Consider the following 25,484-nt stretch of genomic DNA (forward strand, 5'->3'; position numbering starts at 1 on the left):
TCCGGGTCAGACAAATTCGTTGGTGGCGGCGGAATAATGTTTCTGCCCCAGCCGCCCCTGATCCTTGGCGACCTTGATTGCCGCGCGCAGCCGATTGTTACGCCCGCTCCAGGCGGCATCATTGACCTTCAGCAGCGCCTCGACCGGATTGGCGCTGCTGAGCAGCGGCTTGACGGCGGCAAAGGTCGATCGCCCCTGATGGAAAATATCCGCCACGATCGCGCAGACGATGTCGGGCTTGCCGTCCAGCGGCAGCTTCCGGGCATAGCGCGCGGACATCTTGCGCTGCAGGATATCGGCGGCGGTCCGCACCTGAGCCAGCCGGGCAGCCGGATCATGCTGCGTCCAGTGGATCAGCCGCGCCGCCTGCAAGACTTCCTGGCGGTCGATCGGCACCCGCTGGGGGTTCAGATAGTTCATGAACAACATGATCTGCCGTTCGCCGTTGCTGGCGGTGAATTCCTGCTCCAGATCCGTCGCTCCGCCATCGGAATCGACCCGGAACAGGCGCCCGCCCCGCAATTCCAGTTCGGGGAAATAGCCTTTGAAATCGGGCAATTCGGCCAGCCGGTGGAACATCAGGATCAGATTGTCCTGCGGCGTATGCGCGGCCAGTTGATAGAAGCCGAAGGTGAATTTCGCTCGGTCATAGGTGTTGACCAGATTGAAGTGATTTTCGCTCTCGCAGGCCCCCGTCACTTCCAGCAGCGTCGCCCAGGTCCGCAAGCTGGGGCGATACTCCTCCGCCCGATAAATCTCGCCCCAATAGCTGGCGCCCGGCATGAAGATGCCGTGATATTTGCGGGCAGCGTCATTGACCTCCTTCCCCACCAGGAAGAAATCAGGTTCGCCGACCAGTCGCGCCTTCCAGCGGCCATCGACGGGATCGGGCAGTTCGAACTTCTTGTCGGCGCTGACCGATCGCGGCTCGGCCTGCACGTCGAGCAGCAGATTTTCGCCCGGTATCCAGCCATAGAATAGCCCCTGATTGCCGGCATAAAGTTCCTGGAACTTGGCAAGGAAGCTCTCGGGCGATTCCGACGTCACCTGATCGGCGGTGTTGCTGTAATGATAGACCTTCCCGCCATGATAGACGCCGATATGCTTTTGCGGAATGTTGACCATCTCTTTGCGGGTAAGGTCGACATTGCTGGCCAGCGTCACGAAAATCAGCTGGGTCTTGGCGAGATCGGCATCGTCCCAGCGCCCCACACGCGAACATTGGGCGAATATCTCATGCACCCGGACATTGGCGCCAGGCTTGCTTCCACCAGCTAACTGTTTGCAGTTAAAGGAAAATGTCAGATCACATATGTGCGAGACAAAATGCGCACAGTGATTCGCTGCCGGATCGTGAAATTTATTTTCGCATATCTTGTTGATATTCTTGCCAAGAGCAGCATCAAGCCTTGTCGCGATGGTCATAATCGTCTCCCGATTGCCAGCGCGACCCGCTTATTTTTCGGCCATAGTAGAAAAAGCCCGGCTCCCCACAATAAGGGCCACCCCGGAGGAATGCCCGAAACAGCAGCCGCATCCACTGTTTTCCGCCCCCGCATCGTGGAAATGCTGGCCTTGCAGGCGGGAAGGCGCTAGCGGGCAGAGCATCAATCTGCGTCTTCAAAGGTTTCGATAATGGGTTTTCGTTGCGGTATCGTCGGGCTTCCCAATGTGGGCAAGTCCACCCTGTTCAATGCGCTGACCGAGACGCAGGCAGCGCAGGCGGCGAATTATCCCTTCTGCACGATCGAGCCCAATGAGGGTCGCGTCGCCGTGCCTGACGATCGGTTGCAAACCATCGCCAGGATCGGCGGCAGCGCCAAGATCATCGAGACCCAGCTCGCCTTCGTCGACATTGCCGGCCTGGTGCGCGGCGCGTCGAAGGGCGAAGGGCTGGGCAACCAGTTCCTGGCCAACATCCGCGAGACCGATGCGATCGTCCACGTCCTGCGCTGTTTCGAGGATGACGACATCACCCATGTCGAGGGCAAGGTCGATCCGATCGCCGACGCCGAGACGGTCGAAACCGAACTGATGCTCGCCGACCTCGAAAGCCTCGAAAAGCGCGTTCCCAACCTGCTCAAGAAAGGCGCGCAGGGCGACAAGGAAGCCAAGGCCGCCGCATCGGTGCTGGGCCAGACGCTGGAACTGCTGCGCGACGGCAAGCCCGCCCGCCTGACCCAGCCGCGCGACGAGGAAGAAGCCCGCCTGTTCGCCCAGGCGCAGCTGCTGACCGCCAAGCCTGTCCTCTATGTCTGCAATGTCGAGGAAGGCGCCGCGGCCGAGGGCAACGCATTTTCCGCCCGCGTGTTCGAGAAAGCGGCGGCCGAAAATGCCAGCGCGGTCATCGTGTCGGCCGCGATCGAGGCTGAACTCATCACCATGCCGGTCGAGGAACGCGGCGAATATCTCGAAGCGCTGGGCCTGACCGAAGCCGGCCTCGCCCGCATCATCCGCGCTGGCTATGAGCTGCTTGGCCTCATCACCTTCTTCACTGTCGGCCCCAAGGAAGCCCGCGCCTGGACCGTAGCCAAGGGCAGCAAGGCCCCGCAGGCCGCCGGCGCCATCCACTCGGACTTCGAAAAGGGCTTCATCCGCGCCGAGACCATGGCCTATGCCGATTATGTCCAGTTCAATGGCGAAGCCGGCGCCAAGGAAGCAGGCAAGTGGCGCTCGGAAGGCAAGGATTATGTGACACAGGACGGCGACATCATGCTGTTCCGCTTCAACGTCTGATCCGATGGCGCTGCGCATTGGCCAGCGGCCTGCGCAGCGCAAGGCCGCCTTCCCGCCCAGCGTGGACGCGGGAACGCGGCTGCTGATCCTGGGCAGCCTGCCCGGCGACGCCTCCATCAAACAGGGCGAATATTATGCCCATCGCGGCAATGCCTTCTGGGCATTGATGAGCGACGTTCTGGGCGAGGATCTGCGCAGCGCGCCCTATGCGATGAAGCTCAAGCGACTGCGCGCACGGGGCGTCGGCCTGTGGGATGTGATCGAAAGCGCCGATCGCGACGGCAGCCTGGACAGCAGCATCCGGGGCGCGGAACTGCGCGACCTCAGCGCCTTCCTGTCCCGCCTGCCCAATCTCCGCGCGATCGCCTTCAACGGCAAGACCGCCGCCCTACATGGCCGCCGACAATTGGGCGAAAGGTCCGATCTGGTGATGATCGATCTGCCCTCCTCCAGCGGCGCCTATGCCAGCCTGTCGCGTGATTCCAAGCGCCAAGCCTGGAGCATATTGGCACCCTATGTCGATCCGACATGAACCATTCGTCACTTTACCGACATGGTTGGACTGCTAAGCAGCGGTCAAATCTTCCTTTTTGCCATGAGGCCATGATGTCCGCCCGTCGCTTGTCGCTCGCACTTGCCCTGTCCGTTTCCACCCTGCTCGGCGCCTGCGCCCCGGCGCAGCAGCATCCCGCCAGCGTCGCCGCCGCGCCGGCTGAACAGCGCGCGCCGGTGACGATCCTGGTGTCGATCGACGGCTTCCGTCCCGATTATCTGACCCGCGGCGTTTCGCCCAACCTCAACGCGCTGGCGGCCGGCGGCACCGAAGCATCGATGCGCCCGTCCTTCCCGACCAAGACCTTCCCCAATCATTGGGCGATCGTGACCGGCGACCGGCCGGACCGCAGCGGCATCGTCGCCAATAATATGGAAGATGACAGCCGGCCCAAGGACAAGTTCACCATGGCCAGCGACGATCCCTATTGGTGGAACGAGGCCGAGCCGATCTGGATCACCGCCGAAAAGCAGGGCGTGCGCACCGCGACCATGTTCTGGCCCGGCTCCAACGTCGCCTGGGGCGGCAACAAGGCCAGCGAATGGCCCTACAGGATCAGCGGCGGATCGCGCCCGAGCGACTGGGCCCAGTTCAACGAGGCGATCAGCCCGACCCAGCGCGTCAACGGCGTGCTGGACGTGCTGCGCCGCCCGGCCGACATCCGCCCGCGCTTCGTCACCCTCTATTTCGACGAGGTCGACACCGCTGGCCATGTGAACGGCCCGGCCGCACCGGAAACCACCCAGGCAGTCGCAGACGTCGACGCCCATATCGGTGACCTCCTCGCCGGCCTCAAGGCGCTGGGCCAGCCGGCCAATATCGTCATCGTCTCCGACCATGGCATGGCCGCCAAGGCCAACGACCGGGTGCTGCCGATCGACAAGATCGCCGACCCGGCCGACTATCGCGTGGTGGAGGCCGGCCCCTATGCCAGCCTGGTCGCCAATCCCGGCCGCGAAAAGGCGCTGGAGGCCGCGCTGTTCAAGCCGCGCGACCATATGCAGTGCTGGCGCAAGAGCGACATCCCGGCGCGCTTCCACTATGGCACCCATCGCCGCATCCCGCCCTATTTCTGCCTGGCCGAAACCGGCTGGGTGTTCCAGAATACGACGCCGACCAAGCCGGTGACCGGCGGCGACCATGGCTGGGACGACCGCGCCCCCGAAATGCAGGCTTTGTTCATCGCCAACGGCCCGGCCTTCGTCAGCGGCTTCCGTCCCTCGGCCGATTTCACCAATGTCGACGTCTATCCGCTGCTCGCCCGCCTGCTGGGCGTGACGCCGGTGGCGAGCGATGGCAACCCGGCGGTGCTGCAGGGGCTGGTCAAGCCCTGATCGGGCGACATGTCTTTGTCATAAAGCGGTTCTAGGCGGCGCGTCATGTTCACGCGCCGCTCGCTCCTCTCCGCCGCCGCCATCGCCCCGATCGTCGGCGCCCCCGCCATTCTCCACGCCCAAAGCTGGTTCGCCGGCTACCCCTTTGCACTGGGCGTAACATCGGGCGATCCGGCGCCCGACGGCTTCGTCATCTGGACCAAGCTGGCGCCGCGCCCGTTCGAGCCGCATGGCGGCATGCCGATGACGCCGATCCCGGTAAAATGGGAGGTCGCGGCCGATGATCGCTTCAGGACCATCGTTGCCGGCGGCGAAGCGACCGCCCGGCCCGAACTGGGCCATAGCGTCCATGTCGAAGTGACCGGCCTTCAGCCCGACCGGCCCTATTGGTATCGCTTTGCGCTCGGCAACGACCAGTCGACGCGTGGCCGCGCCCGCACCCTGCCGCTGGCGTCGGCCAGTCCCAAGCTGCTGAAATTCGGCGTCGCTGGCTGTCAGAATTATCAGGATGGCCTGTTCACCGCCTTCCGCCATCTGGCGCGCGAGGACGATCTCGCCTTCGTCTATCATTATGGCGACTTCATCTATGAATATAGCCAGCGCGGGCCGGACTATGACAAGGACGGCCTGCCCGGACCGCAGGTGCGCGACCATATCGGCCAGGATTGTTATGACCTTGCCGACTATCGCCTGCGCTACGCCCAATATCTGAGCGATTATGATCTGCAGGCGGCGCGTTGCCGCCATAGCTGGTTTCCGACCTTCGACGATCATGAGGTCGCCAACAACTGGGTCGGTGACATCGACGCCAAGGGCGCGCCGGCCGATGCCTTCCGCATGCGCCGCGCCGCCGGCATGCAGGCCTGGTATGAATATATGCCGGTCCGCGCGGCGATGGCGCCCCGCAGCGAGATGATCGGCACCATGTATCGCCAGGCGCGCTTCGGCGACCTGCTGTCGATCGACTTCCTCGACACCCGCACCTTCCGCACCGACCAGCCCTGCGGCGACAATTTCAAGCCGGCCTGCGCCGAAATGGCCGCCACCCAGGCACAGGTCATTTCCGCCGAGGAGGAAGGCTGGCTGGCCCGAAACCTTGCCCGCCGCGACGCCAAGTGGAACTGCCTGGCGCAGCAGGTGATGATGATGGCGCTCGACCGCCGCAACAGCACGGACGCGGCGGAGCCAATCTACAATATGGACACCTGGGCTGGCTACAAGGTGCAGCGCCGCCGGCTGCTCGGCCGCATGAAGGGGTTGGACAATGTCGTGGTCCTGACCGGCGACGAGCATCAGAATTTCGCCGGCCTGTTGGATGACGGCACAAAGCCGGTCGCGGTCGAGTTCGTGTCGACCTCCATCTCCTCGGGCGGCGACGGATCGGACCTTCGGCCGGGCAGCGACATCATCCTAAAGAACAACACGCAGCTCAAGTTCATCAACGACCAGCGCGGCTATCTGACCTGCGAGGTGACGCCGGACGCCTGGACGACGCGGGCGATGGTGATGGATCAGGTATCGGCGCCGGGCGGCCAGATCCGCACCCGCGCGACCATGACCGTTCCGCGCGGCACGCCGGGGCTGAGCATCAGCTGACAGTTGACGTAAACGGAAAGTCACCATACACCATGTCCGTTGCAATGGGAGACGGATAGATGGACGACATTCTCTATTTCGAGGATATCGAGATAGGCGACAGCTTCGCGTTCGGGCCGCTGACCCTGTCGCGGGAGGAAACGATCGCCTTTGCCGCGGAGTTCGATCCCCAGCCCTTCCATCTGTCCGACGAGGCTGCGGCTACCACCCATTTTCGCACCCTCTCGGCCAGCGGCTGGCACACCACCGCCCTGTTCATGAAGATGTTCGTCGCCGAAATGCAGAAGCAACCCGGACGCCAGGCGGCCAGCCTGGGCGCGATGGGCGTCGATGAACTGCGCTGGCTGCGCCCGGTCCGCCCCGGCGACACGTTGCGCGGCACCAATGAGGTGATCGACAAGAAGATTTCGCAGAGCCGCCCGGAAATGGGCATCGTCCGCAACAAGGTGACGCTCTACAACCAGAAGGACGAACCCGTGCTGACCATGTGCCCGATCGCCATGTGGCGGACGCGGCCGGCCTGATCCGCCCTCGGCCGGATGGGGCCACTTCCACTATCCCGGACCTGTCGGTGCGGATCGCCTGCCATTAAGCAAAGGCGCATTCTCATCGGGGAGCCCAGCTATGCCCAGCGCCGCGCATCTTGCCGCCTTCGCCCTCATCTCGCTCGGCATGGTGCTGACGCCGGGTCCGAACATGATCTATCTGATCTCGCGCTCGATCAGCCAGGGCCGCGCCGCCGGCATGGTCTCGCTGCTCGGCGTCGCCTGCGGCTTCCTCTTCTACATGGTCGCCGCCGCCTTCGGCATCACCGCGCTACTGATGGCGGTGCCCTTCGCGTATGACGCGCTGCGCCTGGGCGGCGCGCTATATCTGCTGTGGCTCGCCTGGAATGCGGTGCGGCCCGGCGGCCGCTCGCCCTTTCAGGTGAAGCAATTGCCGCTCGATGGCCCGCGCAAGCTGTTCGCCATGGGGCTGCTGACCAATCTGCTCAATCCCAAGGTAGCGATGATCTATCTCTCGCTGCTGCCCCAGTTCGTCGATCCGGCGCGCGGCCATGTGCTGGGCCAGTCGCTGATCCTGGGCGCGACCCAGATCGTCATCAGCCTGTCGGTCAATGCGATCATCGCCTGCCTGGCCGGATCGATCGCCGGCTTCCTCGGCACCCGGCCGCGCTGGCTCACGATCCAGCGCTGGCTGATGGGCACGGTGCTGGGCGGCCTCGCCGTGCGGATGGCAGTGGAACGCTAGGCGACCTCAGCCGTCACGCCGCCAACTTGCGCGCCCGTTCCCGCCAGGCTTCGGCCAGTTGCGGCATGTCGGCCAGCGCACGCACCGCATAGGGATCGGCCTTGTGGCCGCCACCGATCAGCAGGCGAAACACCCGATCGATGCTCCAGTCGGGCAAGGGCCGCTCCAGCAATGTCATCTGTGTGCCGGCCTCCGCCTCACCTTCGCGGATTACCCGGAAATAGATGCCGCAGCGCGCGGTCTTGACGATCGTCGCCATCACGTCGCGGGCACCGAAACGATGGTCGAGCTTCCAGCAGGGCTGGCGGCCATGGCTCACCTCCACCACCGCACTGCCCAGGCTGAACCGATCGCCCAGGCAGATGTCGCTTTCGGTCATGCCACGGCTGGCGATATTCTCGCCAAAGGCGCCGGGCGCATCGAGCAGCGGATGATCGGGCTTGCGATCGCGCCACCAGCCATAATGGTCCTGCGGATAGAGATGGATCGCCTTGTCCCAGCCGCCATGATGAACGGTATCGGCCACCCCGTCGCCCGCGAACCCCAGCCAGTTGATGCGGATCGGGCCGACGACCGGCTGCTTGCCGATGGCGCTATGCTCGTCATCGCGAAAGGGCCGGGGCATGCCGATCAGCAGCGCGTCGATGGTCATGAAAGGCTGGGTCATGCCGCTCCATGCCATGGTTGCAGCGCGATGACGATGGCCAGTTGCGGCCAGCTTGCCCCGTCCGCCCCCCTAAGATCAGGCGGGGCTCAGTTCCGATCCCAGCTTGAGCACCAGGTCGCCCTTGTCGGTCTGGACCAGATAGGCGGGATCGCGGGTAGACCCGTTACGACGGATGAGCGAGCCAGCGATCATCCGCTCCACATGCCGCTCGAACCGCTCGGCGATCCGTCCCCGGCCGACACCCTGCCCCCAATTCCACCTGACCCGTGTTCCCTTACGGAATCTCTCGGCCATCAGCAGACATCCTCTCCTTCGGGGGCAATCATGCCGGCCGGCTTTCCCGGTCAGCCTCAGCAAAATTCCCGAGACCCGCTCTGGTTCCTTGGGTTTTTCGCCGGTCTGGTCTAAGGGGCCGCGATGGATGTTACCGGACTTCGTGTCGCGCTGTTCAGCGGCAATTATAATTATGTGCGCGATGGCGCGAACCAGGCGCTCAATCGCTTCGTCGGCTATCTGCTGCGTCAGGGTGCGCAGGTGCGCGTCTATGCCCCGACCACCGATACACCCGCCTTCCCGCCGACCGGCGACCTGGTCAGCGCGCCGTCCATTCCCGTGCCCGGCCGCCCGGAATATCGCATCCCTACTCGCCTGTCGCGCGCGCTGCGCCGTGACCTGAAGGCGTTCGCGCCCAACATGATCCATCTGTCGAGCCCCGATCCGCTCGGCCATCGGGCGCTGACCTGGGCGCGCGATCATGACCTGCCCGCCGTCGCTTCGGTCCACACCCGGTTCGAAACCTATCCGCGCTATTATGGCCTCGCCTTCCTGGAACCCGCGATCGAGGGCATTTTGCGCCGCTTCTACCGCCGCTGCGACGCCATCGTCGCCCCGTCGGAATCCATGGCCCAGTTGCTGCGCGAGCAGCGAATGAGCTATGATGTTGGCATCTGGACCCGTGGCATCGACCGCGAGATCTTCACCCCTCAGCGCCGCGATCTCGACTGGCGCCGCTCGCTCGGCTTTGCCGACGATGTGCCGGTGATCGGCTTCATTGGCCGTCAGGTGATGGAAAAGGGGCTGGACGTCTTTTCCGACACGATCGACCAGCTGACCGCACGCAAGGTGCCGCACAAGGTGCTGGTGGTTGGCGAAGGGCCGGCCCGCGAATGGTTCCAGAACCGCTTGCCCGATGCCGTCTTCACCGGCTTCCAGGGCGGGGCCGACCTGGGCCGCGCCGTCGCCAGCATGGACATGCTGTTCAACCCGTCGGTCACCGAGACGTTCGGCAATGTCACGCTGGAGGCGATGGCCTGCCGCCTGCCGACCGTCGCCGCCCGCGCCACCGGCAGCGAAAATCTGGTGCAGGAAGGCGTTACCGGCCGGCTGATCCGCCCCGGCGCCATCGGCAAGTTTGCCGATGCGCTGCAAATCTACTGCACTGACGCCGCCGCCCGCGCCAGCGCAGGCGCCGCCGCCGAGGCGCAGGCTGAACATTTCGGCTGGGACCAGGTGAACCAGGCGCTGGTCGACACCTATTTGCGGATCATCCGCCAGCGCGCCCAGGGTGCCAAGATCCGTTCCAGCCCTGTTCCCTGATCGGCCCGGCCGACCTATATCGGGGACGATGGCTGATCTTTTCTCTTCCGACGATGTCCTTCCCGCCGGCATCCACCATGCCCCGCTGGCCGATCGGTTGCGTCCGGCCGTGCTGGCCGATGTGGTCGGCCAGGAGCATCTGACCGGCCCGGACGGCGCGATCGGCCGGATGGTGGCGGCCGGCCGCCTGTCCTCGATCCTGTTCTGGGGGCCGCCCGGCACTGGCAAGACCACGATATCGCGGCTGCTCGCCGATGCCGTCGGCATGCGGTTCGAGCCTATCTCGGCCGTCTTTTCCGGTGTCGCTGACCTCAAGAAGGTGTTCGCCGCCGCAAAAGAGCATGGCCGGCGCGGCGAGAAGACCCTGCTCTTCGTGGACGAGATCCATCGTTTCAACCGCGCCCAGCAGGATAGTTTCCTGCCCTTCGTCGAGGATGGCACGGTCACGCTGGTCGGCGCGACCACGGAAAACCCGAGCTTCGAACTGAACGCCGCGCTCCTGTCCCGCGCGCAGGTGCTGATCCTGCGCCGGCTCGACGCTGCGGCGCTCGAACAATTGCTGGACCGGGCCGAAGCGCTGATCGGCCGCCCGTTGCCGCTGGATATGGCCGCGCGCGAAGCGCTGCTGGCCAGCGCGGACGGCGACGGCCGCTTCCTGCTCAATCAGGTCGAAACGCTCTATTCGATCGATATCCCCGCCCCGCTCGACCCGGCCGGCCTCTCCGCCCTGCTCCACCGGCGCGTCGCGGTCTATGACAAGGATCGCGAGGGGCATTACAACCTCATCTCCGCGCTGCACAAATCGCTGCGCGGCTCCGATCCGCAGGCGGCGCTCTATTATCTTGCCCGCATGCTGACCGCTGGCGAGGAACCGCTCTATGTGTTGCGCCGGCTCGTCCGCTTCGCCACCGAGGATATCGGCCTCGCCGACCCGCAGGCAGTGGTCCAGTGCCTTGCCGCCAAGGATGCCTATGAATTTCTCGGTTCGCCCGAAGGCGAACTGGCGATCGTTCAGGCCTGCATCTATTGCGCCACCGCGCCCAAATCGAACGCCGCCTATATGGCGATGAAGACGGCCTTCCGCACCGCGCGTGAAACCGGATCGCTGATGCCGCCGATGAACATCGTCAATGCCCCGACCAAGCTGATGAAGCAGGTCGGCTATGGCAAGAATTACCAATATGACCATGATGCCGAAGGTGGTTTTTCCGGCGCCAATTACTGGCCGGCGGAGATGAGCCCGCAGACCTTCTACACGCCGACCGAGCGCGGGTTCGAAGCGCGGATCGCCGAACGTATTGCCTATTGGAACAAACTGCGCGCCGAACGCGGCGCGGCGTGACGCCCCGGTTCGCGCGCTTCGCCGCGATCGACTGGTCGGGTGCCAAGGGCGCGCGGCACAAGGGGATAGCGGTCGCCATCTGTGGCATCGGTCAGGATGCGCCAGAACTGGTCGAGGCGCCGGACGGCATCTGGTCGCGCCAGGCGGTCGCTGACTGGCTCATCGCAACGGCGTGCGAGGCACCGACCCTGTTCGGCTTCGACTTCAGCTTCGCCCCACCCTTCGTCGCACGCGGCGCCTATCTGCCCGGAGATCCGGCGCCGACCGACGCACCGGCGTTCTGGGCCTATGTCGATGCGGTCTGCGACGATCCCGATCTGGGTGCCACCAGCCTGCTGGAAACCACCCATCGTCGCCATTTCTATTTCGGCAAGGCCGACGGGATGAAGGCCGACTTTTTGCACAACCGCGCCTGCGAAGCCCATTATAATGCCCAGGGCGGCGGCAAGCCGTCGACCATCTATGACGCGATTGGCGCCGCGCAGGTGGCCAAGGCCAGCTTTGCCGGCATGCGCCTGCTCCACCATATCCGCCCGCATGTGCCGGTCTGGCCGTTCGATCCGCTGCCTGCCACCGGATCGCTGGTCGTCGAAATCTATACCAGCATCGCTGCACGCGCCGCCGGCCGTCCGAAGGGCCGGACCAAGATGCGCGATCTCGCCGCCCTCAATAACGCGCTGACCATGTTCGCAACGATCCCTTACGCCGGTCCGCTCGCCGCCGACCATCAGGCCGATGCCTTGCTGACCGCGGCCTGGATGCGCGAAAGGGCGGAAAATCCGGCGCTTTGGACACCTTTTCCCCTGACCGACGAAATTGCGCGCACAGAGGGCTGGACGTTCGGCGTGATCTGATAGTAAGGGCGTCCGACCCGTCGGGTGCGCCGGCTTAGCACAGCGGTAGTGCAGCGGTTTTGTAAACCGAAGGTCGGGGGTTCGATCCCCTCAGCCGGCACCGACGGACTCTTGAACAGTGCGCTCATGCGCACTCGATGGCACTCGGCATCCCGGAAACAAAATGGGGGCCGACATTGCTGCCGGCCCCCACTAACGTCGGTTCCTTTCGGCCACATACCCTTGCAGGCTGCGCCTTCCGGTCCGGCGATGTGATGCGTTTCCACATCTTCGCGCGGGAGAACGAGCCCGAAGGTCTGTTCACCGTTGCTGACCTTTCATCCGAAGCCCGACGTTCACTTTCGCGCGTACCCGGCATCATCCAGAAAGGCTTGGATCCGATCGTCCCTGCCATCCTCGCGCATGGCAGCTCCCAACGGACCATCAGGGCAGAAAATCCTTGATTTCTCTTGGATTTTCCGGCTTTGGATCGCTCCTTGCCGACTGTCCCGATAAGAGGATGCTGTCACGATCCGCGAGTCGCACAAAGCGGATTCCGACAGTTTGAAGACAGGCCGCACCACAAATCTGTGGATAACTTTGGATAAGTCTGAAAATCGGCGGAAATCCGCGCGCTTCAGGCGGGCGCCCAATCGGGCGGTGCCAGCGTGAAGCCGGCAAAGTCGAAGCCCGGCGTGACCGTGCAGCTGACGAGCGCCCATCCGCCAACCGGCCGTGCCGCCTGCCAATGATGCGCCGGGACCAGGCGCTGCGGCATCTGTCCCGCGGCGATATCCGGGCCGAGGTGATGATCGACGCCAGGCCCCTGCGGCGGAGCGATGCCCAGGACGATCGGCGCCCCCGCATGCCAGAACCACATCTCGTCAGCATCGACCCTATGCCAGTGTGATCGCTGATGCGCCTCCAGCAGGAACAGGATCGCCGTGCCGGCCGCCCTCTGGCCCACAGCCGCCTTTGCGCGCCAGGTTTCGCGATACCAGCCGCCTTCGGGATGCGGGGCCAGGTCGAGCGCCCGGATCAGTCCGGCAGCATCCTGCCCGTCGCCTGCGTTCATCGCTTCACCTCAAATTTAATTTCTGCTGAAACAAAAACTTATGCCGTTGTCAGAGGTTCATGCAACCTAGGTCAATAGGCAGGGGTTCAATCGGCTGACAACGCAATTCGGAGGAGATATTATGCGTAACGCCCTGATGGCCATGGCCGCCCTGTCGCTGGCCATTCCCGTGTCGATGGCCGTTCCCACGGACGGCGCACAGGCCCGCAAACATTATCGCTACAAGGAATGGCGCGGTCGCGACGGGCGCACCTATTGCCGCAAGTCCGACGGCACGACCGGCCTGATCATCGGCGGCGTCGGCGGCGCGCTGGTCGGCCGTGCGATCGACACCCGCGGCGACCGTGCGACCGGCACCATCCTGGGCGCTGCTGGCGGCGCACTGCTCGGAAAGGAAATCGACAGCAAGCGCCGCTGCCGCTGATCCCGTCGTCAAGGACAACGAAAAAGGGCGGCTTCCCATTGGGAAGCCGCCCTTTTTGATGGCCGAGGCCAAATGGCTTAGTTGGTCGCGCCCGAAGCCGCGCCGCGCGCGTCATCGACCTTGAACGACACGGTCTGGCCGCCCGAGACGCCCGAAACCTTGTCACCCTTGACCTGCAGGTTGAAGGCAACGGCGTCGGGGTAACGACGGCCCGAGATCACCTTGCCGGTCTTGGTATCCTTGACGTCATAGACGTAGGTGTAGCCTTCGTGGGTGAAGCGCTGCTTGGCGGCGTCCTGCGCATTGGCGGGGGCGGCGACGGCAACGATGGCGCTCAGGGCGCCGGCGACAACAAACTTGGACAGCATTCGCATGGGTGTGCTCCTTGTGAATGCCCTCAAACACCTCTTGGACATTCTGTTCTGTTGCCACCCATATGTTGCAGCGCAAAAACTCATACAATCGCAAAAACCGGCGTTCCAGTTGCGCGGAACGCAATCGAGGCAGTCTCGTTTTTCTAAGCCTTTGATAAGGCGACGATATGCTCGAACTGCTGCGGCGTCAGCGGCGCGACGGACAGGCGCGATTGCCGCAACATCACCATGTCGGCCAATGCCGGGTCCGCCTTCATCGTCTTCAGCGTCACCGGGCGATCCAGTTTCTTGTGCGGCGCAACATGGACCGCGATCCACTTGCCGGTCTCGTCGGTGCTGTCCGGCGCCGCTTCCTCGACAATCTCCATGATGCCGACCGCCTCGACGCCGATATTGCTGTGATAGAAGAAGGCCAGGTCACCCTTGCGCATCGCCTTCATGTGCAACTGGGCGGCATGGTTGCGCACCCCGTCCCATTCCGCCTTCCCCTTCTTGACCAGGTCGGCATAGGAAAAGACGTCGGGTTCCGATTTCATCAGCCAGTAGTTCATGCCGCATCCTTGCATCAGGCGCCAAGGACGATCAAGGATGGGAACCATGGCGGCTGATCGCTATATCATCCGCAAGCCAAATCGATCTGGAGAATATACGTGTCGCAATCCGTGCTGGACCAGGTGCCCGTCCTGTCCATGGCAGAGATGAGCAAGGGCGATTTCGCCGCCGCCTTCGGTGGTTCCTTCCAACGCTTCGGCTTCGCCATGGTCAAGGACCATGGCATGGACCAGGCGCTGGTCGACAAGGGATGGGCGCTGGCACGCGAATTCTTCGCCCAGCCGGTCGAGATGAAGCGCGCCTATGATGCCAAGTTCAATGGCGGCCAGCGTGGCTACACCGCCTTTGGCGTGGAAATCGCCAAGGGCGCGAGCGAGAATGACCTCAAGGAATTCTGGCATGTCGGCCGCGACCTTGCGCCCGGCGATCCGCTTGCCGAAACCATGCCGCCCAATGTCTGGCCGACCGAGATGCCGGCGTTCCGCGACGTGTTCGCGCCGCTCTATGCCGAGTTCGACCGGGTCGGCGCGGAACTGCTGTCGGCGATCGCCCTCTATCTGGGCCTGCCCGAACGCTGGTTCGACGGCCCGATCAAGGATGGCAACTCGATCCTGCGCCTGCTCCATTATCCGCCTGTGTCGCCCGAGGCGCCGGGCATCCGCGCCGGCGCGCATGAGGATATCAACCTCATCACCCTGTTGCTGGGCGCCGAAGAAGGCGGGCTGGAGCTAAAGGACCGCGACGGCAACTGGCTGCCGGTGGTGCCCCCGCCGGGCGCACTCGCGATCAATGTCGGCGACATGCTGCAGCGGCTGACCAATCATGTGCTGCCCTCGACCAGCCACCGCGTCGTCAATCCGCCGCCCGAACGGCGCGGCCATTCGCGCTATTCCATGCCCTTCTTCCTGCATCTGCGCCCGGACTTCATGATTGACGCGCTGCCGCAATGCGTGACGCCCGACAATCCGCGCCGCGAGGAACCGATCAGCGCGCATGATTATCTGACCGAGCGCCTGATCGAGATCGGCCTGATCAAGAAGGCGTAAGAAAAGGCCCGCCGCTGCATCCGGCAGCGGCGAGCCTTTCATTCTCAGCGCAACCGGCGCTTATTTCCGGCTGCGGCCGAGGGTGATGCCGATTTCCTCGCCCCGTTCGCTCAGCGCCAGCTTGACGATCTTCACCTCGACATGGCGGACCTTGTCGTCCTGCAGGAAGATGGTCTCGATGATATGGTCGGCCACGCCCTCGATCAGGGTGAAGTGCAGCCCCTCGGGCAGCGCGGTCGACGCGGCATGCTTGAGGTCCATGTAGTTTTTCGACTCGCTGAGCGGCGTATCGGGATCATAATGGTCCGCAATCCGCAGCTTGGCCCGGATCGAGATGCGCAGCGGCTGGGGCAGATGCGTCTCTTCCGAATAGATGCCGGTCAATACGTCGACGTGCAGGTTGTTGACCTCCAGCGTCAGATAATCGTCAAAAATGCTGTCCATAGCTCGCCATGTCCGGTCGCGCGAAGGGCGCGGGTCCAGTTTGATCTTTCCTTTTGCGGCATGGACGCTATAGGCCCGCCGCTTCCGGCGCGGTCCATGCGCCATTGATGGCGGATCGGCAAGACATGTCAGCAATTCTTCCCCTCGACAGCCAGCCCGCCGACGCGATCGAGGGTCTGCTGGACGCCGCCTTCGGTCCTGACCGGCACGGCCGCACCGCCTATCTGATCCGCGATGGCATGCCCTGGCTGCCTGCCCTGTCCTTCGCGGTGCTGGACGAAAAGGGTGAACTGATTGGATCGCTGCAAAGCTGGCCGGTGGCGCTAACCCACGAGGATGGCAGCCAATTGCCGCTGATCATGGTCGGCCCGGTCGCGGTTGCGCCGGCGCATCAGAAGGGCGGCCATGGTCGCGCGATGATGGATGCAGTGGTCGCCGCCGCCCGCGCCCAGGCCTGCGAACCGCTGATGATGATCGGCGATCCGGAATATTATGGCCGCTTCTGGGGCTTCACCGCCGACGGCACCGCCGGTTGGGATTGCCCCGGCCCGTTCGAGGCCCGGCGCCTGCTTGCCTTGTCGGTCGATGGCCGCCCGGTCGGCGGAACCGGCATGCTGTCGCCGCGAATCACCGTTACCGCCTGACCCGACCGAAAGACCTTTGCCAAGCGAGCCGGCCGCTCCTATCTGCTTTCCATGCCGATGGAGCCCCTGCCCGACCTCGCCGACCTGTCGCTCGCCGACATTGCCCGCCTAGCCGCCGAAAAGCGCCTGCCGCCGGTCGAGAAATGGAATCCCGACCATTGCGGCGACAGCGAGATGCGGATCGCGCGCGACGGCACCTGGTTCCATCAGGGATCGCCGATCGGGCGCGAAACGATGGTGCGGCTCTTTTCCACCATATTGCGGCGCGAGGGCGACGGCTCCTATGTGCTCGTCACCCCGGTCGAGAAGCTGAGCATCGCGGTCGAGGATGCCCCCTTCGTTGCGGTCGAACTCAAGAGCGAGGGCGAAGGCGCCAGCCGGAACCTCGCCTTCCGGCTCAACACCGGCGAACTGGTACCAGCCGGCCCCGACCATGCGCTGACCCTGCGCGAAAAGGATGATGGCCCCCATCCCTATCTCCATGTCCGTGCCGGGCTCGACGCGCTGATCGTGCGCAGCGTCTATTATGAACTGATGAACCTGGCCCTGGACGAAAAAGGCGAGCGTGTCGGCCTGTGGAGCGAAGGCCGCTTCTTTCCGTTGGACGGCGCGGCATGACGCTGGCCGAGCGGCTGCGCGCCGCCCTGATCGACGGGCATAGCCGCGACATCCAGTTGCTTCCGTCCGAAACCCGCGATCCGCGCATCGTCGGCGACATGGCCCTGGCACCCGCCGCGGTGCTGGTCGCGATCACCGACCGGGCCAATCCCGGCCTTATCCTAACCCAGCGTTCGGAAAAGCTGCGCAAGCATGCGGGGCAAGTCGCCTTCCCCGGCGGCCGAGTCGATCCCGACGATGCCAACGAGATTGCCGGTGCCCTGCGCGAAGCCCGCGAGGAAATCGCCCTCCCCTCCAACCGGGTCGACATCATCGGCACGTCGGACCGCTATCATACCTTCACCGGCTTCGACATCGTGCCGGTCCTGGGCGTCATCCCGCCCGACCTGCCGCTGCGCGCCCAACCGGGCGAAGTGGCCGACTGGTTCGAACTGCCGCTTGACTATGCGCTCGATCCGGCCAATCGGGTGCGCCGCAGCCTGATGTTCGAAGGCATCGAGCGGCAATATTATGAAATCGACTGGCAGGGCCGCCGCATCTGGGGCGTGACCGCTGCCATCCTCGCCAATCTTTCCCGCAGGCTCGGCCATGACCCGCATTCTTCCTGACGCCCCGTGGCGCCACCGCTCCGGCCTATCCGGCCTTCTCGCCGCACTCGACGCCGACCAGGGCCGTGCCCGCTATGTCGGTGGCGCGGTGCGCGACGGGCTGCTTGGCCTGCCGGTCAATGATCTCGACATCGCCACCAGCCTGATGCCGCAGGATGTGGTCGATCGGCTGAAGGCGGCCGGGATCAAGGCGGTGCCGACCGGGATCGAGCATGGCACGATCACCGCCGTGCTGCCCGACGGGCCGGTCGAAATCACCACGCTGCGCCGCGACGTCAGCACCGACGGCCGCCGCGCCACCATCGCCTATACCGACGACTGGCAGCAGGATGCCGCCCGCCGCGATTTCACTTTCAACGCCCTCTATGCCGATCCCCTGACCGGCGCGATCAGCGACTATTTCGGCGGCGTGGCCGATCTCGACGCCCGGCACCTGCGCTTCATCGGCGACGCCAGCGCGCGGATCGCCGAGGATCATCTGCGCATCCTGCGCTATTTCCGTTTCCTGGCCCGCTATGGTGACAACGAAGTTGACGCATCGGCCTATGATGCCTGCGTCGCCGCGGCCAACAGCCTGATGGCCCTGTCGCGCGAGCGGATCGCCGACGAACTGCTCAAATTGCTGGTGGTGCGCGATCCCGTGCCGGCGCTGCGCATGATGGTGGACGGCGGGATCTGGCTGCCGGTGCTGCCCGAAATCACGCACGAAGGCATCGACCGGCTGGCGAAACTGATCGCACGGGAGAATGAGGCGAGCATGGTGCCGTCGGCACTGCGCCGGCTGGCCGCGCTGGTGCCGGCCGACGCGGCGATCGCCGACCAGATCGGCGCGCGGCTGAAACTGTCCAACAAGGCGCGCAAGCGACTGATCACCGCGCTCGAAACCGCCTCTGCATCCGAAGGCCCGCGCGCGCTGGCGCACCGGGTCGGCGTGGAAGGCGCGATCGACCGCATCTTGCTCGATCCTGCCGCCTCCTTGTCGGCACTGGCCCTGCTCGACGGCTGGACTCCGCCCAGCCTGCCGATCGGCGGCGGCGCGCTGATCGCGCGCGGCCTTCAGCCCGGCCCGGACGTCGCCCGTGCCTTGCAGGAAGTGCAGAAATCATGGGTGGCGGAGGATTTCCCCGACGCCGACCGGGTCGGCGAAATCGCCGATCAGATCGTCTCGAAATTCCAGCGCACGCGCCAATAGTCGAAGGCATCGGCTTCGCTCATCGGGCGGGCGAAATAATAGCCCTGCCCCTGCCAGCAGCCCATCTTCTGCAGCATGTCGGCCAGTTCCTGGGTTTCGATACCCTCGGCCGTGACCCGCAGGTTGAGCGATTCCGCCAATGACAATATGGTCCGAACGATCACAGCTTTATCGTGATCTTCCAGCATGTTAGACACGAAACTTCGATCGATTTTTAGGATGTCGATCGGCAGGCTGTGCAGGCTCGCCAGGTTAGAGAAGCCGGTGCCGAAATCGTCCATCGCGATCGGCATCTGAAGATCCTTGAGCGCGAACAGCAATTTGCGCGCCTTGTCCGGATCGGCGATGATCGCGCTTTCGGTCAGTTCGGCGGTCAGGCGATGGCCGCCAATGCCCGAATAGCGCAGCGCTTCCTCGAACATTGATGCGACATCGTCGCGCGCCATCTGGATTGGCGACAGGTTGACGTTGACGCCGACCGGCAGGGCCTGGCCGAATTTCGCGTCCCAGCGGCTCAGCGCCTGCGCCGCTTCATAGGCGGCCCAGCGACCGAGCGGGGTGATGAGACCGCTCTCTTCCGCGACCGGCACGAACTCCACCGGCGAGACATGGCCCAGTTCCGGGTCGTCCCAACGCGCCAGCGCCTCGAAACCGGTAATTTCGCCGGTCTGGAGATGGATCAGCGGCTGATAGGCCAGGGTCAGCCCGCCATGGGCGAGCGCATCACGCAGCCGGCTCTCGATCGAGAAGCGGCGCTGCGCTTCCTTGAGTACGCCATTGCGGTAAATCTCGACCTTGCCGGTGCGCTTGGCGATCTTGACCGCCGCCTGCGCCTTGCGGACGACATCGTCCGGATCATCCTCCAGATGCGTCGACAGGGCACAGCCGATGGCGCAATCGACGCGGATCTGGAGGTCGGACAGCCGGATCGGCGAACTCAGCGCCTCCCTGATCCTCTGAACGATCTGAAGAGAATCGGACAAGCCATTGTTCAAGCGCGCAAAAATAGCAAAGTCATTACCGCCGATGCGGGCCAGCACATCGCCCTGACGCAGACAGGATTTGAGCCGCTTGGCGACCGTGATCAACAGTTCATCACCAGCCATCGGGCCAAGCGATTCATTCACCCGGCTGAACCGGCTGAGGTCGATCGCGATGATGCCGAACTGCGCATTGTCCGGCCAGCTGCCATTGGCGAGCCGATCGTCAATCTCCTCGCCGAAGCCGGTGCGGTTGGGCAGCGCGGTGAGGCCGTCGGAAAGCAGCTCGCGCCGCAAATTCTTCTCCATCGTCCGCTCGCTGGTGCGATCGATCGCGGTGAAGAGAAATTGTTCGGCGCGCGCGCCGGTGGCGCGCAGCCGTCCGAGCGTGCAGAGAAAATATTCAGGGCCAAGCTTGCCGTCGCGGCGGATTTCGAAACTTTCCGAATCGCGATCCGACTGGGCGAAACCAGTGACGCGCGCGCGCCATTCGGCCGATGCCTGCGCCGTTGCGGCCGTCCGTTCGCGATGTTCCCGGAACGCCTTGAGGAACGGCTCATTCGCTTCGATAATGTTTATTGCATTGTTTTCACACGATAAAATTGCCGCAGCCTGCGACAGGGCGGTGAGCCATTCGCTCGCTCCGATCATGTGCGGCAGATGCGTGTCATCACCCCCGGGCAAGGGGAGGCCACTGGTCTGTTCAGGGGGCCAGCTACGCACCGACATGGCTTTCATGCCTCTGCCTTATCCGCCAAGGGTAAATATTCGGGAAACGAACATCTGCCGATGGTGCTGAATTTGCGTCAGAACTTGTTGTCGCGCGGGAAGCCTGTCGGTGGCATGCGACCGGCGGCACCGCGGGCTACCCGCCATGGCGTCATGTCGGCCTCGGTCCGGGTCCGGCCCGTCTCGCCGCCCATAGCCCAGCTGATCCCGTCGCTCAGGCGGAAGGCGATCGCGTCGGACAGCCCCCCGTCGCGATAGCGCTGCATCTGCACACCCTGCCCGCGCGCCATCTTGGGCATTTCGATGATCGAATAGACCAGCAGCTTCCGGTTCTCGCCGATGACGGCAATGCTGTCCGCCTCCGGATCGACCGCATGCACCACGGCAAGCTTCGCGCCCGTGCGGACATTGACCACCTGCTTGCCCTTGCGCGTCTCCGCCAGGATATCTGCCACATCAGCGAGGAAGCCGCGCCCGTCGGAGGAGGCCAGCAGCAATTGCCCACCCGTCCTGGCCGGCATCAGCGCGACGATGCCGCCCTGATCGTCCATGTCGACCATCATCCGCACCGGATCGCCAAAGCCGCGCCCGCCCGGCAGCTTGTCCGCCCCCAGCGTGTAGATGCGCCCGCTCGACGTCGCCATCAGCAGCTTGTCGGTGGTATAGGCGTGGAAGGCGAATTGCGGCCCGTCGCCTTCCTTGAACTTCAGCGTATCGGCCGCGGCCAGGTCGCGATGCCCGCTCATCGCGCGGATCCAGCCGCGTTCGGACAGGATCACCGTCACCGGCTCGCGCTCGATCATCGCCTCCAGCGGGATCTCACGCGCCGGGCCGGCTTCCTCGACCAGCGTGCGGCGCCGGCCGATCACCGTATCGGGGCCATAGCGCTTGCGCAGGTCGGCAATGTCGCGCTTCAGCCGGGTGCGCTGCCGGGCCGGGCTCTCGACCACCTTTTCCAGCTCCGCCTGTTCCTTGACCAGCTCGGCATGTTCGCGCCGCAGCTCCATTTCCTCCAGCTTGCGCAAGCTGCGCAGCCGCATGTTGAGGATCGCCTCGGCCTGACGGTCGGTCAGGCTGAATTCGGCCATCATCACTTCTTTCGGCTCATCCTCGGTGCGGATGATCTCGATCACCCGGTCGAGGTTGAGATAGGCGATGATATAGCCGTCGAGCAGCTCCAGCCGCGCGGCAATCTTCTCCAGCCGGTGCTGCGCCCGGCGGACCAGCACCTCGATCTGGTGCTTGAGCCATTCGACCAGCACCGCGCGCAGCCCCAGCACGCGCGGCGTGTGGCTAGCGTCGAGCACGTTGAGGTTGAGCGGAAAACGATTTTCCAGATCGGTCAGCCGGAACAGGCTGTCCTTAAGCACATCGACCGGGACGTTGCGGCTCTTGGGGACGATGACGATGCGGATCGCCTCGTCGCTCTCGTCGCGCACATCTTCCAGGATCGGCAGCTTCTTGTCGTTGATCAGCGCCGCAATCTGCTCGATCAGCTTGGACTTCTGCACCTGATAGGGGATTTCGGAAATCACCAGCTGCCAGGTGCCCCCGGCCAGCTTCTCGATCCCCTCCGCTTCCCAGCTGCCATCCTCGTTGCGGCCGGTGGAGAAGCGGGCACGGGTGCGGAAGGAACCGCGCCCGGTGCGATAGGCTTCGGAAATGATCGCCTGATTATCGACCAGCACGCCGCCGGTCGGAAAGTCTGGTCCCTTGACGATCTCCATCAGCGCGGCGTCGTCCGCCTCCGGGCTGTCGATCAACAGGGTGGCGGCATCCAGCAGTTCGCCGACATTGTGCGGCGGGATGCTGGTCGCCATGCCGACAGCGATGCCGCTGGCACCATTGGCCAGCAGATTGGGGAAGAGGCCGGGAAAAACCTCCGGCTCCTCATCCTCGCCATTATAGGTCGGACGGAAATCGACCGTGCCTTCGTCCAGCCCCGCCATCAGGTCGGCCGCCGCCTGGGTCAGACGCGCCTCGGTATAGCGCATGGCCGCCGCATTATCGCCGTCGATATTGCCGAAATTGCCCTGGCCATCGACCAGCGGGGTGCGCAGCGAGAAATCCTGCGCCAGGCGCACCATCGCGTCATAGACCGACGCGTCGCCATGCGGGTGATATTTACCGATGACATCGCCGACGACGCGGGCGCATTTCTTGTAGCTGGTGGTGTTGCGCGCCGGATTGGCGACCAGCACGTCCGGGTTCGCGCCGCCCGGCTCCATCCGCAGCAGCCGCATCGCCCAGAGCAGGCGCCGATGCACCGGCTTCAGCCCGTCGCGCAGGTCCGGTAGCGAACGAGCGGTGATGGTGGAGAGCGCATAGACCAGATAGCGCTGCGAGAGCGCCGCGTCGAAAGGATGGTCCTTGATAGCGTCGAACGGGTCGCGAAAATCGGTCATCGGGAGTGGCTTAGCAGGACGGAACGTGAACGGAAACGAGAATTATGCACCCCGAAGACTGGGCGCCACGATCAAAAATTTCGATATTTGTCGAGCGGGAGGCCATGCTTCTCGACATAGGCGTTCCAACTTTCCATCGCGCCCCTATTGGCTTCCATCCAGCGATGGCGGACTTCCTCCACGAAACCGGGCTCGGACCGTAGACTGAGATCCATCCCCAGTTCTTCGGCAGCAGCAATCAGGTTTCGCTCTCGCGCGGCTTCGACCCGCGCCCGGCTTGCCGCGAACTCATCGTCATCCATTGGCCAATCACCTTTTGCAGGACGATATCATGCCATGGATTAACGCGGCAAGAAACGAGCGTCCGGATCGGCGGCGATGGCAATGGCAAATTCGGCGCTGATCCAGTCGCGAAAAGCCTTGATCTTGGGCGTGTTGCGGGCGTGGGGCGGATAGACCAGCCAGTAGCTGGCGATTTCGCGGACATAGGAAGGCACCGCCTCCACCAGTTGCCCCGCTTCCACCTCTGCCTTCCAGAGGAAATGGTTGAGGATCGCAACCCCCTGCCCGGCGATCGCGGCGCGCCCCTCCATCACCTGGCTGTCGAGCGCGATGCCGGGCGGGCCATCGGCCGGGTCGGCCTCCACGCCCATCGCCGCGAACCATTCATGCCACCACATGTCGTCGGGCGACAGGCGCGGCAGGGCATGAAGCGCCTGCGCATCGGCGATCGGCCCGTGCCGGTCGCGCCAGGCCGGGCTGCACATCGGCACCAGCCGGTTATGGGTCAGCAGCTTCGCCTCCAGCCCCGGCCATTCACCCTTGCCACCGCGCACCGCAAGATCGATGCCGTCGCGCGCCAGATCGACCACCGCGTCATCCGCCATGATCCGCACGGCGAGGTTCGGATGGCGCATCTGGAAGGCGCCGATCCGCGGCGCCAGCCAGAGATGCGCGAAACTGTTGGTACAGCTTATGCTCAGCACCGCCGAATGATCCTGGGTCAGTGCGGCAAAACCCTGCCGCATCTGGTCGAAGGCACGGGTCAGGATCGGCGCGATCTCGCGCCCCTTCTCGGTCAGCGCCACCTTGCGCCCGGTTCGCTGGAACAGGCTGATGCCCAGACGCTCCTCCAGCAATTTCACCTGATAGCTGACCGCCGCCTGGGTCATCCCCAGTTCCTGCGCGGCGGCCGTGAAATTCTCCAGCCGCGCGGCGGCCTCGAACACGCGAATGGCGGACAGGGGCGGCAGCGGGGACATGCGCCATTCGATAAGCCAGGCTTATCTATACTGTCCATGCTTTTGTTGGCGCCAAGGGTGCCGTTCGGGCAGAGACAGCGGTGCCGGCGGCCCTCCGCGCCCGGCAATGATCATGGACGGAAGGAACAGTGATGCGCGATCAATATGACGCCCGGCTGTGGAACGACAGCCATGAAGAAATCAGCAAGAGTGCCGACCATTTCCTGCATCGCGTGATGCAGGCATTTCGGGTGCTTCACCGCATCGAATGGAGCGCGCCCTGGGCCGATGAACGCCAATGCAAGCGCCCCTGCCAATCGTGAAAATCCCGGCAAGGGGCAAAACAGGGGTTGCGGTTTCCGGTACAGGCGCCACCTTTAGGCCGTGCCCGAAACCGCTCTTCCCCCTCTGCCCGATCTTCCCGCTCCCCCGCCCGCGCTGCTGACCGGCGCCGCCCTGTTCCTCGATTTCGACGGGACATTGGCGCCGATCGCGGACACGCCCGACGGGGTGCATGTCGATGATGATCTGCTCGCCCTGCTGGCGGCGCTGCGGAGCAAGCTGGACGGGCGCCTCGCCATCGTCAGCGGCCGGTCGATCGCCACGCTGCGCGAATTCGGCTTTGAGGATTTCCTGCTCGCCGGCACCCACGGCCTTGAATTTGCCGCGCCCGGCGAGGCGCCGGATGCGCCGCCCCGCCTGCCCGCCATCGATGCGGTCGAACGGGCCTTTCACATCTTTGCCGATACCCGTCCCGGCGTGCTGGTCGAACGCAAGTCGATCAGCGTCGGCCTCCATTTCCGTGGCGCCCCCGATTGTGGCGAGGCCGCCGGCCTGCTTGCCCATCAGCTTGCAGAGGAACATGGCCTGGCCGTGCAGGCCGGCAAGATGCTGTTCGAACTGCGCCCCGGCGGCGCCGACAAGGGCAGCGCGCTCACCCGCTTGATGCAGCAGGCGCCGATGGCCGGCGGCACGCCGATCTTCATCGGCGACGATGTCACGGACGAGGAAGGTTTCGCCGCCGCCGCGCAATTGGGCGGCCATGGCATATTGGTCGGGCCCGCGCGGCACACGCACGCGGCCTTCGGCTTGGAACAGGTTGCCGCCGTCAGGCATTATCTGGCGCAGGGGGTCGCCGCGATCATCTGACCGGCGGCCACCATTCGCATGAACGAAGGGGGCCGAACATCATCGATACCAGCGACCATATCCTGGCCGGAAACGAGCGTGATCTCGACCTCTGG

General features: G+C 64.5%; 30 protein-coding genes and 1 tRNA gene. 20 read left to right on the top strand and 11 right to left on the bottom strand.

Going from position 1 to position 25,484, the window contains the following annotated elements; all coding sequences use genetic code 11:
- Window positions 1-6 precede the first annotated feature (6 nt).
- The gene (locus HH800_RS10510; protein WP_235682086.1) at window positions 7-1,242 is read right to left on the bottom strand and encodes a hypothetical protein; all 1,236 of its coding nucleotides are present in this window, start codon (window positions 1,240-1,242) and stop codon (window positions 7-9) included.
- 84 nt (window positions 1,243-1,326) lie between these two features.
- On the opposite strand from HH800_RS10510, the gene HH800_RS10515 reads away from it, so the two are divergent.
- From HH800_RS10515 to HH800_RS10545, 7 genes are all read left to right on the top strand, one after another.
- Entirely contained in the window at window positions 1,327-1,596 is a 270-nt protein-coding gene (locus HH800_RS10515) for a hypothetical protein (RefSeq protein WP_169859720.1), read from the top strand.
- 39 nt (window positions 1,597-1,635) lie between these two features.
- A complete protein-coding gene (gene ychF, locus HH800_RS10520) occupies window positions 1,636-2,736 on the top strand; it encodes a redox-regulated ATPase YchF (RefSeq protein ID WP_004207317.1) in 1,101 nt (366 codons plus the stop codon).
- Window positions 2,737-2,740: 4 nt separating this feature from the next.
- A complete protein-coding gene (locus tag HH800_RS10525; RefSeq protein ID WP_169861024.1) occupies window positions 2,741-3,268 on the top strand; it encodes a DNA-deoxyinosine glycosylase in 528 nt (175 codons plus the stop codon).
- Between the two features lie 74 nt (window positions 3,269-3,342).
- A complete protein-coding gene (locus tag HH800_RS10530) occupies window positions 3,343-4,623 on the top strand; it encodes an ectonucleotide pyrophosphatase/phosphodiesterase (protein ID WP_169863296.1) in 1,281 nt (426 codons plus the stop codon).
- 45 nt (window positions 4,624-4,668) lie between these two features.
- Entirely contained in the window at window positions 4,669-6,219 is a 1,551-nt protein-coding gene (locus HH800_RS10535; RefSeq protein WP_169861025.1) for an alkaline phosphatase D family protein, read from the top strand.
- A gap of 59 nt (window positions 6,220-6,278) precedes the next feature.
- Window positions 6,279-6,743 carry a MaoC family dehydratase gene (locus HH800_RS10540; protein WP_010337834.1) on the top strand — a complete coding sequence of 155 codons (465 nt, stop codon included), beginning with the start codon at window positions 6,279-6,281 and terminating at the stop codon, window positions 6,741-6,743.
- Between the two features lie 100 nt (window positions 6,744-6,843).
- Window positions 6,844-7,470: a LysE family translocator gene (locus tag HH800_RS10545; RefSeq protein ID WP_169861026.1), complete on the top strand. Its 627-nt coding sequence runs from the start codon at window positions 6,844-6,846 to the stop codon at window positions 7,468-7,470.
- Between the two features lie 13 nt (window positions 7,471-7,483).
- On the opposite strand, the gene HH800_RS10550 is transcribed toward HH800_RS10545, so the two are convergent.
- Together HH800_RS10550 and HH800_RS10555 are read right to left on the bottom strand one after the other, a co-directional pair.
- The gene (locus HH800_RS10550; RefSeq protein ID WP_169861027.1) at window positions 7,484-8,137 is read right to left on the bottom strand and encodes an MOSC domain-containing protein; all 654 of its coding nucleotides are present in this window, start codon (window positions 8,135-8,137) and stop codon (window positions 7,484-7,486) included.
- Between the two features lie 75 nt (window positions 8,138-8,212).
- Window positions 8,213-8,431 carry a DUF2945 domain-containing protein gene (locus HH800_RS10555; RefSeq protein ID WP_081331681.1) on the bottom strand — a complete coding sequence of 73 codons (219 nt, stop codon included), beginning with the start codon at window positions 8,429-8,431 and terminating at the stop codon, window positions 8,213-8,215.
- A 123-nt stretch (window positions 8,432-8,554) separates the two neighbouring features.
- Here HH800_RS10555 and HH800_RS10560 point away from each other — a divergent pair, with 123 nt between their 5' ends.
- From HH800_RS10560 to HH800_RS10580, 5 genes are all read left to right on the top strand, one after another.
- Entirely contained in the window at window positions 8,555-9,733 is a 1,179-nt protein-coding gene (locus HH800_RS10560) for a glycosyltransferase family 4 protein (RefSeq protein ID WP_169861028.1), read from the top strand.
- A gap of 28 nt (window positions 9,734-9,761) precedes the next feature.
- Window positions 9,762-11,075, top strand: a complete 1,314-nt coding sequence (locus HH800_RS10565) for a replication-associated recombination protein A (RefSeq protein WP_169861029.1) — start codon at window positions 9,762-9,764, stop codon at window positions 11,073-11,075.
- Window positions 11,072-11,929: a hypothetical protein gene (locus HH800_RS10570; protein ID WP_169861030.1), complete on the top strand. Its 858-nt coding sequence runs from the start codon at window positions 11,072-11,074 to the stop codon at window positions 11,927-11,929. The genes HH800_RS10565 and HH800_RS10570 overlap by 4 nt, the downstream gene beginning before the upstream one ends.
- A 28-nt stretch (window positions 11,930-11,957) precedes the next feature.
- Window positions 11,958-12,029, top strand: a tRNA-Thr gene (locus HH800_RS10575).
- 37 nt (window positions 12,030-12,066) lie between these two features.
- Window positions 12,067-12,372 (top strand): hypothetical protein, encoded by a 306-nt coding sequence (locus HH800_RS10580; protein WP_169861031.1) that lies wholly within the window; start codon window positions 12,067-12,069, stop codon window positions 12,370-12,372.
- A 173-nt stretch (window positions 12,373-12,545) separates the two neighbouring features.
- On the opposite strand, the gene HH800_RS10585 is transcribed toward HH800_RS10580, so the two are convergent.
- Window positions 12,546-12,983 (bottom strand): cupin domain-containing protein, encoded by a 438-nt coding sequence (locus HH800_RS10585; protein WP_169861032.1) that lies wholly within the window; start codon window positions 12,981-12,983, stop codon window positions 12,546-12,548.
- A 121-nt stretch (window positions 12,984-13,104) separates the two neighbouring features.
- Between HH800_RS10585 and HH800_RS10590 the strand changes: the two genes are divergently transcribed.
- The gene (locus HH800_RS10590; protein ID WP_004207333.1) at window positions 13,105-13,407 is read left to right on the top strand and encodes a glycine zipper 2TM domain-containing protein; all 303 of its coding nucleotides are present in this window, start codon (window positions 13,105-13,107) and stop codon (window positions 13,405-13,407) included.
- A 77-nt stretch (window positions 13,408-13,484) separates the two neighbouring features.
- Here HH800_RS10590 and HH800_RS10595 read toward each other — a convergent pair whose 3' ends face one another.
- Window positions 13,485-13,775: a hypothetical protein gene (locus tag HH800_RS10595; protein WP_010337758.1), complete on the bottom strand. Its 291-nt coding sequence runs from the start codon at window positions 13,773-13,775 to the stop codon at window positions 13,485-13,487.
- A 149-nt stretch (window positions 13,776-13,924) separates the two neighbouring features.
- Window positions 13,925-14,332: an EVE domain-containing protein gene (locus HH800_RS10600; RefSeq protein ID WP_004207335.1), complete on the bottom strand. Its 408-nt coding sequence runs from the start codon at window positions 14,330-14,332 to the stop codon at window positions 13,925-13,927.
- 99 nt (window positions 14,333-14,431) lie between these two features.
- Here HH800_RS10600 and HH800_RS10605 point away from each other — a divergent pair, with 99 nt between their 5' ends.
- The gene (locus HH800_RS10605; protein WP_004207336.1) at window positions 14,432-15,379 is read left to right on the top strand and encodes an isopenicillin N synthase family dioxygenase; all 948 of its coding nucleotides are present in this window, start codon (window positions 14,432-14,434) and stop codon (window positions 15,377-15,379) included.
- Window positions 15,380-15,439: 60 nt separating this feature from the next.
- Here the strand turns inward: HH800_RS10605 and HH800_RS10610 are convergent, their stop codons facing one another.
- Window positions 15,440-15,823 carry a dihydroneopterin aldolase gene (locus tag HH800_RS10610; protein ID WP_169861033.1) on the bottom strand — a complete coding sequence of 128 codons (384 nt, stop codon included), beginning with the start codon at window positions 15,821-15,823 and terminating at the stop codon, window positions 15,440-15,442.
- Between the two features lie 125 nt (window positions 15,824-15,948).
- Between HH800_RS10610 and HH800_RS10615 the strand changes: the two genes are divergently transcribed.
- The 4 genes from HH800_RS10615 to HH800_RS10630 are packed head-to-tail and all read left to right on the top strand — an operon-like array spanning window position 15,949 to window position 18,885.
- Window positions 15,949-16,467 carry a GNAT family N-acetyltransferase gene (locus HH800_RS10615; RefSeq protein WP_169861034.1) on the top strand — a complete coding sequence of 173 codons (519 nt, stop codon included), beginning with the start codon at window positions 15,949-15,951 and terminating at the stop codon, window positions 16,465-16,467.
- Between the two features lie 51 nt (window positions 16,468-16,518).
- The gene (locus tag HH800_RS10620; protein WP_169861035.1) at window positions 16,519-17,085 is read left to right on the top strand and encodes a DUF1285 domain-containing protein; all 567 of its coding nucleotides are present in this window, start codon (window positions 16,519-16,521) and stop codon (window positions 17,083-17,085) included.
- Window positions 17,082-17,693, top strand: a complete 612-nt coding sequence (locus HH800_RS10625; protein ID WP_169861036.1) for a CoA pyrophosphatase — start codon at window positions 17,082-17,084, stop codon at window positions 17,691-17,693. The genes HH800_RS10620 and HH800_RS10625 overlap by 4 nt, the downstream gene beginning before the upstream one ends.
- A complete protein-coding gene (locus tag HH800_RS10630) occupies window positions 17,674-18,885 on the top strand; it encodes a CCA tRNA nucleotidyltransferase (RefSeq protein WP_169861037.1) in 1,212 nt (403 codons plus the stop codon). The genes HH800_RS10625 and HH800_RS10630 overlap by 20 nt, the downstream gene beginning before the upstream one ends.
- On the opposite strand, the gene HH800_RS10635 is transcribed toward HH800_RS10630, so the two are convergent.
- From HH800_RS10635 to HH800_RS10650, 4 genes are all read right to left on the bottom strand, one after another.
- On the bottom strand, window positions 18,849-20,603 hold the full coding sequence (locus HH800_RS10635; protein ID WP_169861038.1) for a putative bifunctional diguanylate cyclase/phosphodiesterase: 1,755 nt from the start codon (window positions 20,601-20,603) through the stop codon (window positions 18,849-18,851). The two genes, HH800_RS10630 and HH800_RS10635, sit on opposite strands and share 37 nt — an antisense overlap.
- Window positions 20,604-20,671: 68 nt before the next feature.
- The gene (gene parC, locus HH800_RS10640) at window positions 20,672-22,999 is read right to left on the bottom strand and encodes a DNA topoisomerase IV subunit A (RefSeq protein WP_169861039.1); all 2,328 of its coding nucleotides are present in this window, start codon (window positions 22,997-22,999) and stop codon (window positions 20,672-20,674) included.
- A 71-nt stretch (window positions 23,000-23,070) separates the two neighbouring features.
- Window positions 23,071-23,301, bottom strand: coding sequence for a type II toxin-antitoxin system CcdA family antitoxin (locus tag HH800_RS10645; protein WP_010337751.1), 231 nt, complete (start codon window positions 23,299-23,301; stop codon window positions 23,071-23,073).
- Window positions 23,302-23,340: 39 nt separating this feature from the next.
- Window positions 23,341-24,261, bottom strand: coding sequence for a LysR substrate-binding domain-containing protein (locus tag HH800_RS10650; protein ID WP_169861040.1), 921 nt, complete (start codon window positions 24,259-24,261; stop codon window positions 23,341-23,343).
- A 131-nt stretch (window positions 24,262-24,392) separates the two neighbouring features.
- On the opposite strand from HH800_RS10650, the gene HH800_RS10655 reads away from it, so the two are divergent.
- Window positions 24,393-24,563, top strand: coding sequence for a hypothetical protein (locus HH800_RS10655; protein WP_004207346.1), 171 nt, complete (start codon window positions 24,393-24,395; stop codon window positions 24,561-24,563).
- A gap of 61 nt (window positions 24,564-24,624) precedes the next feature.
- Complete coding sequence (otsB, locus tag HH800_RS10660) at window positions 24,625-25,389, top strand: trehalose-phosphatase (protein ID WP_169861041.1); 765 nt, start codon at window positions 24,625-24,627, stop codon at window positions 25,387-25,389.
- The last annotated feature ends 95 nt before the right edge of the window (window positions 25,390-25,484 follow it).

Origin of the sequence: Sphingobium yanoikuyae (genome assembly GCF_013001025.1) — a bacterium.
GTDB lineage: Bacteria > Pseudomonadota > Alphaproteobacteria > Sphingomonadales > Sphingomonadaceae > Sphingobium > Sphingobium yanoikuyae_A.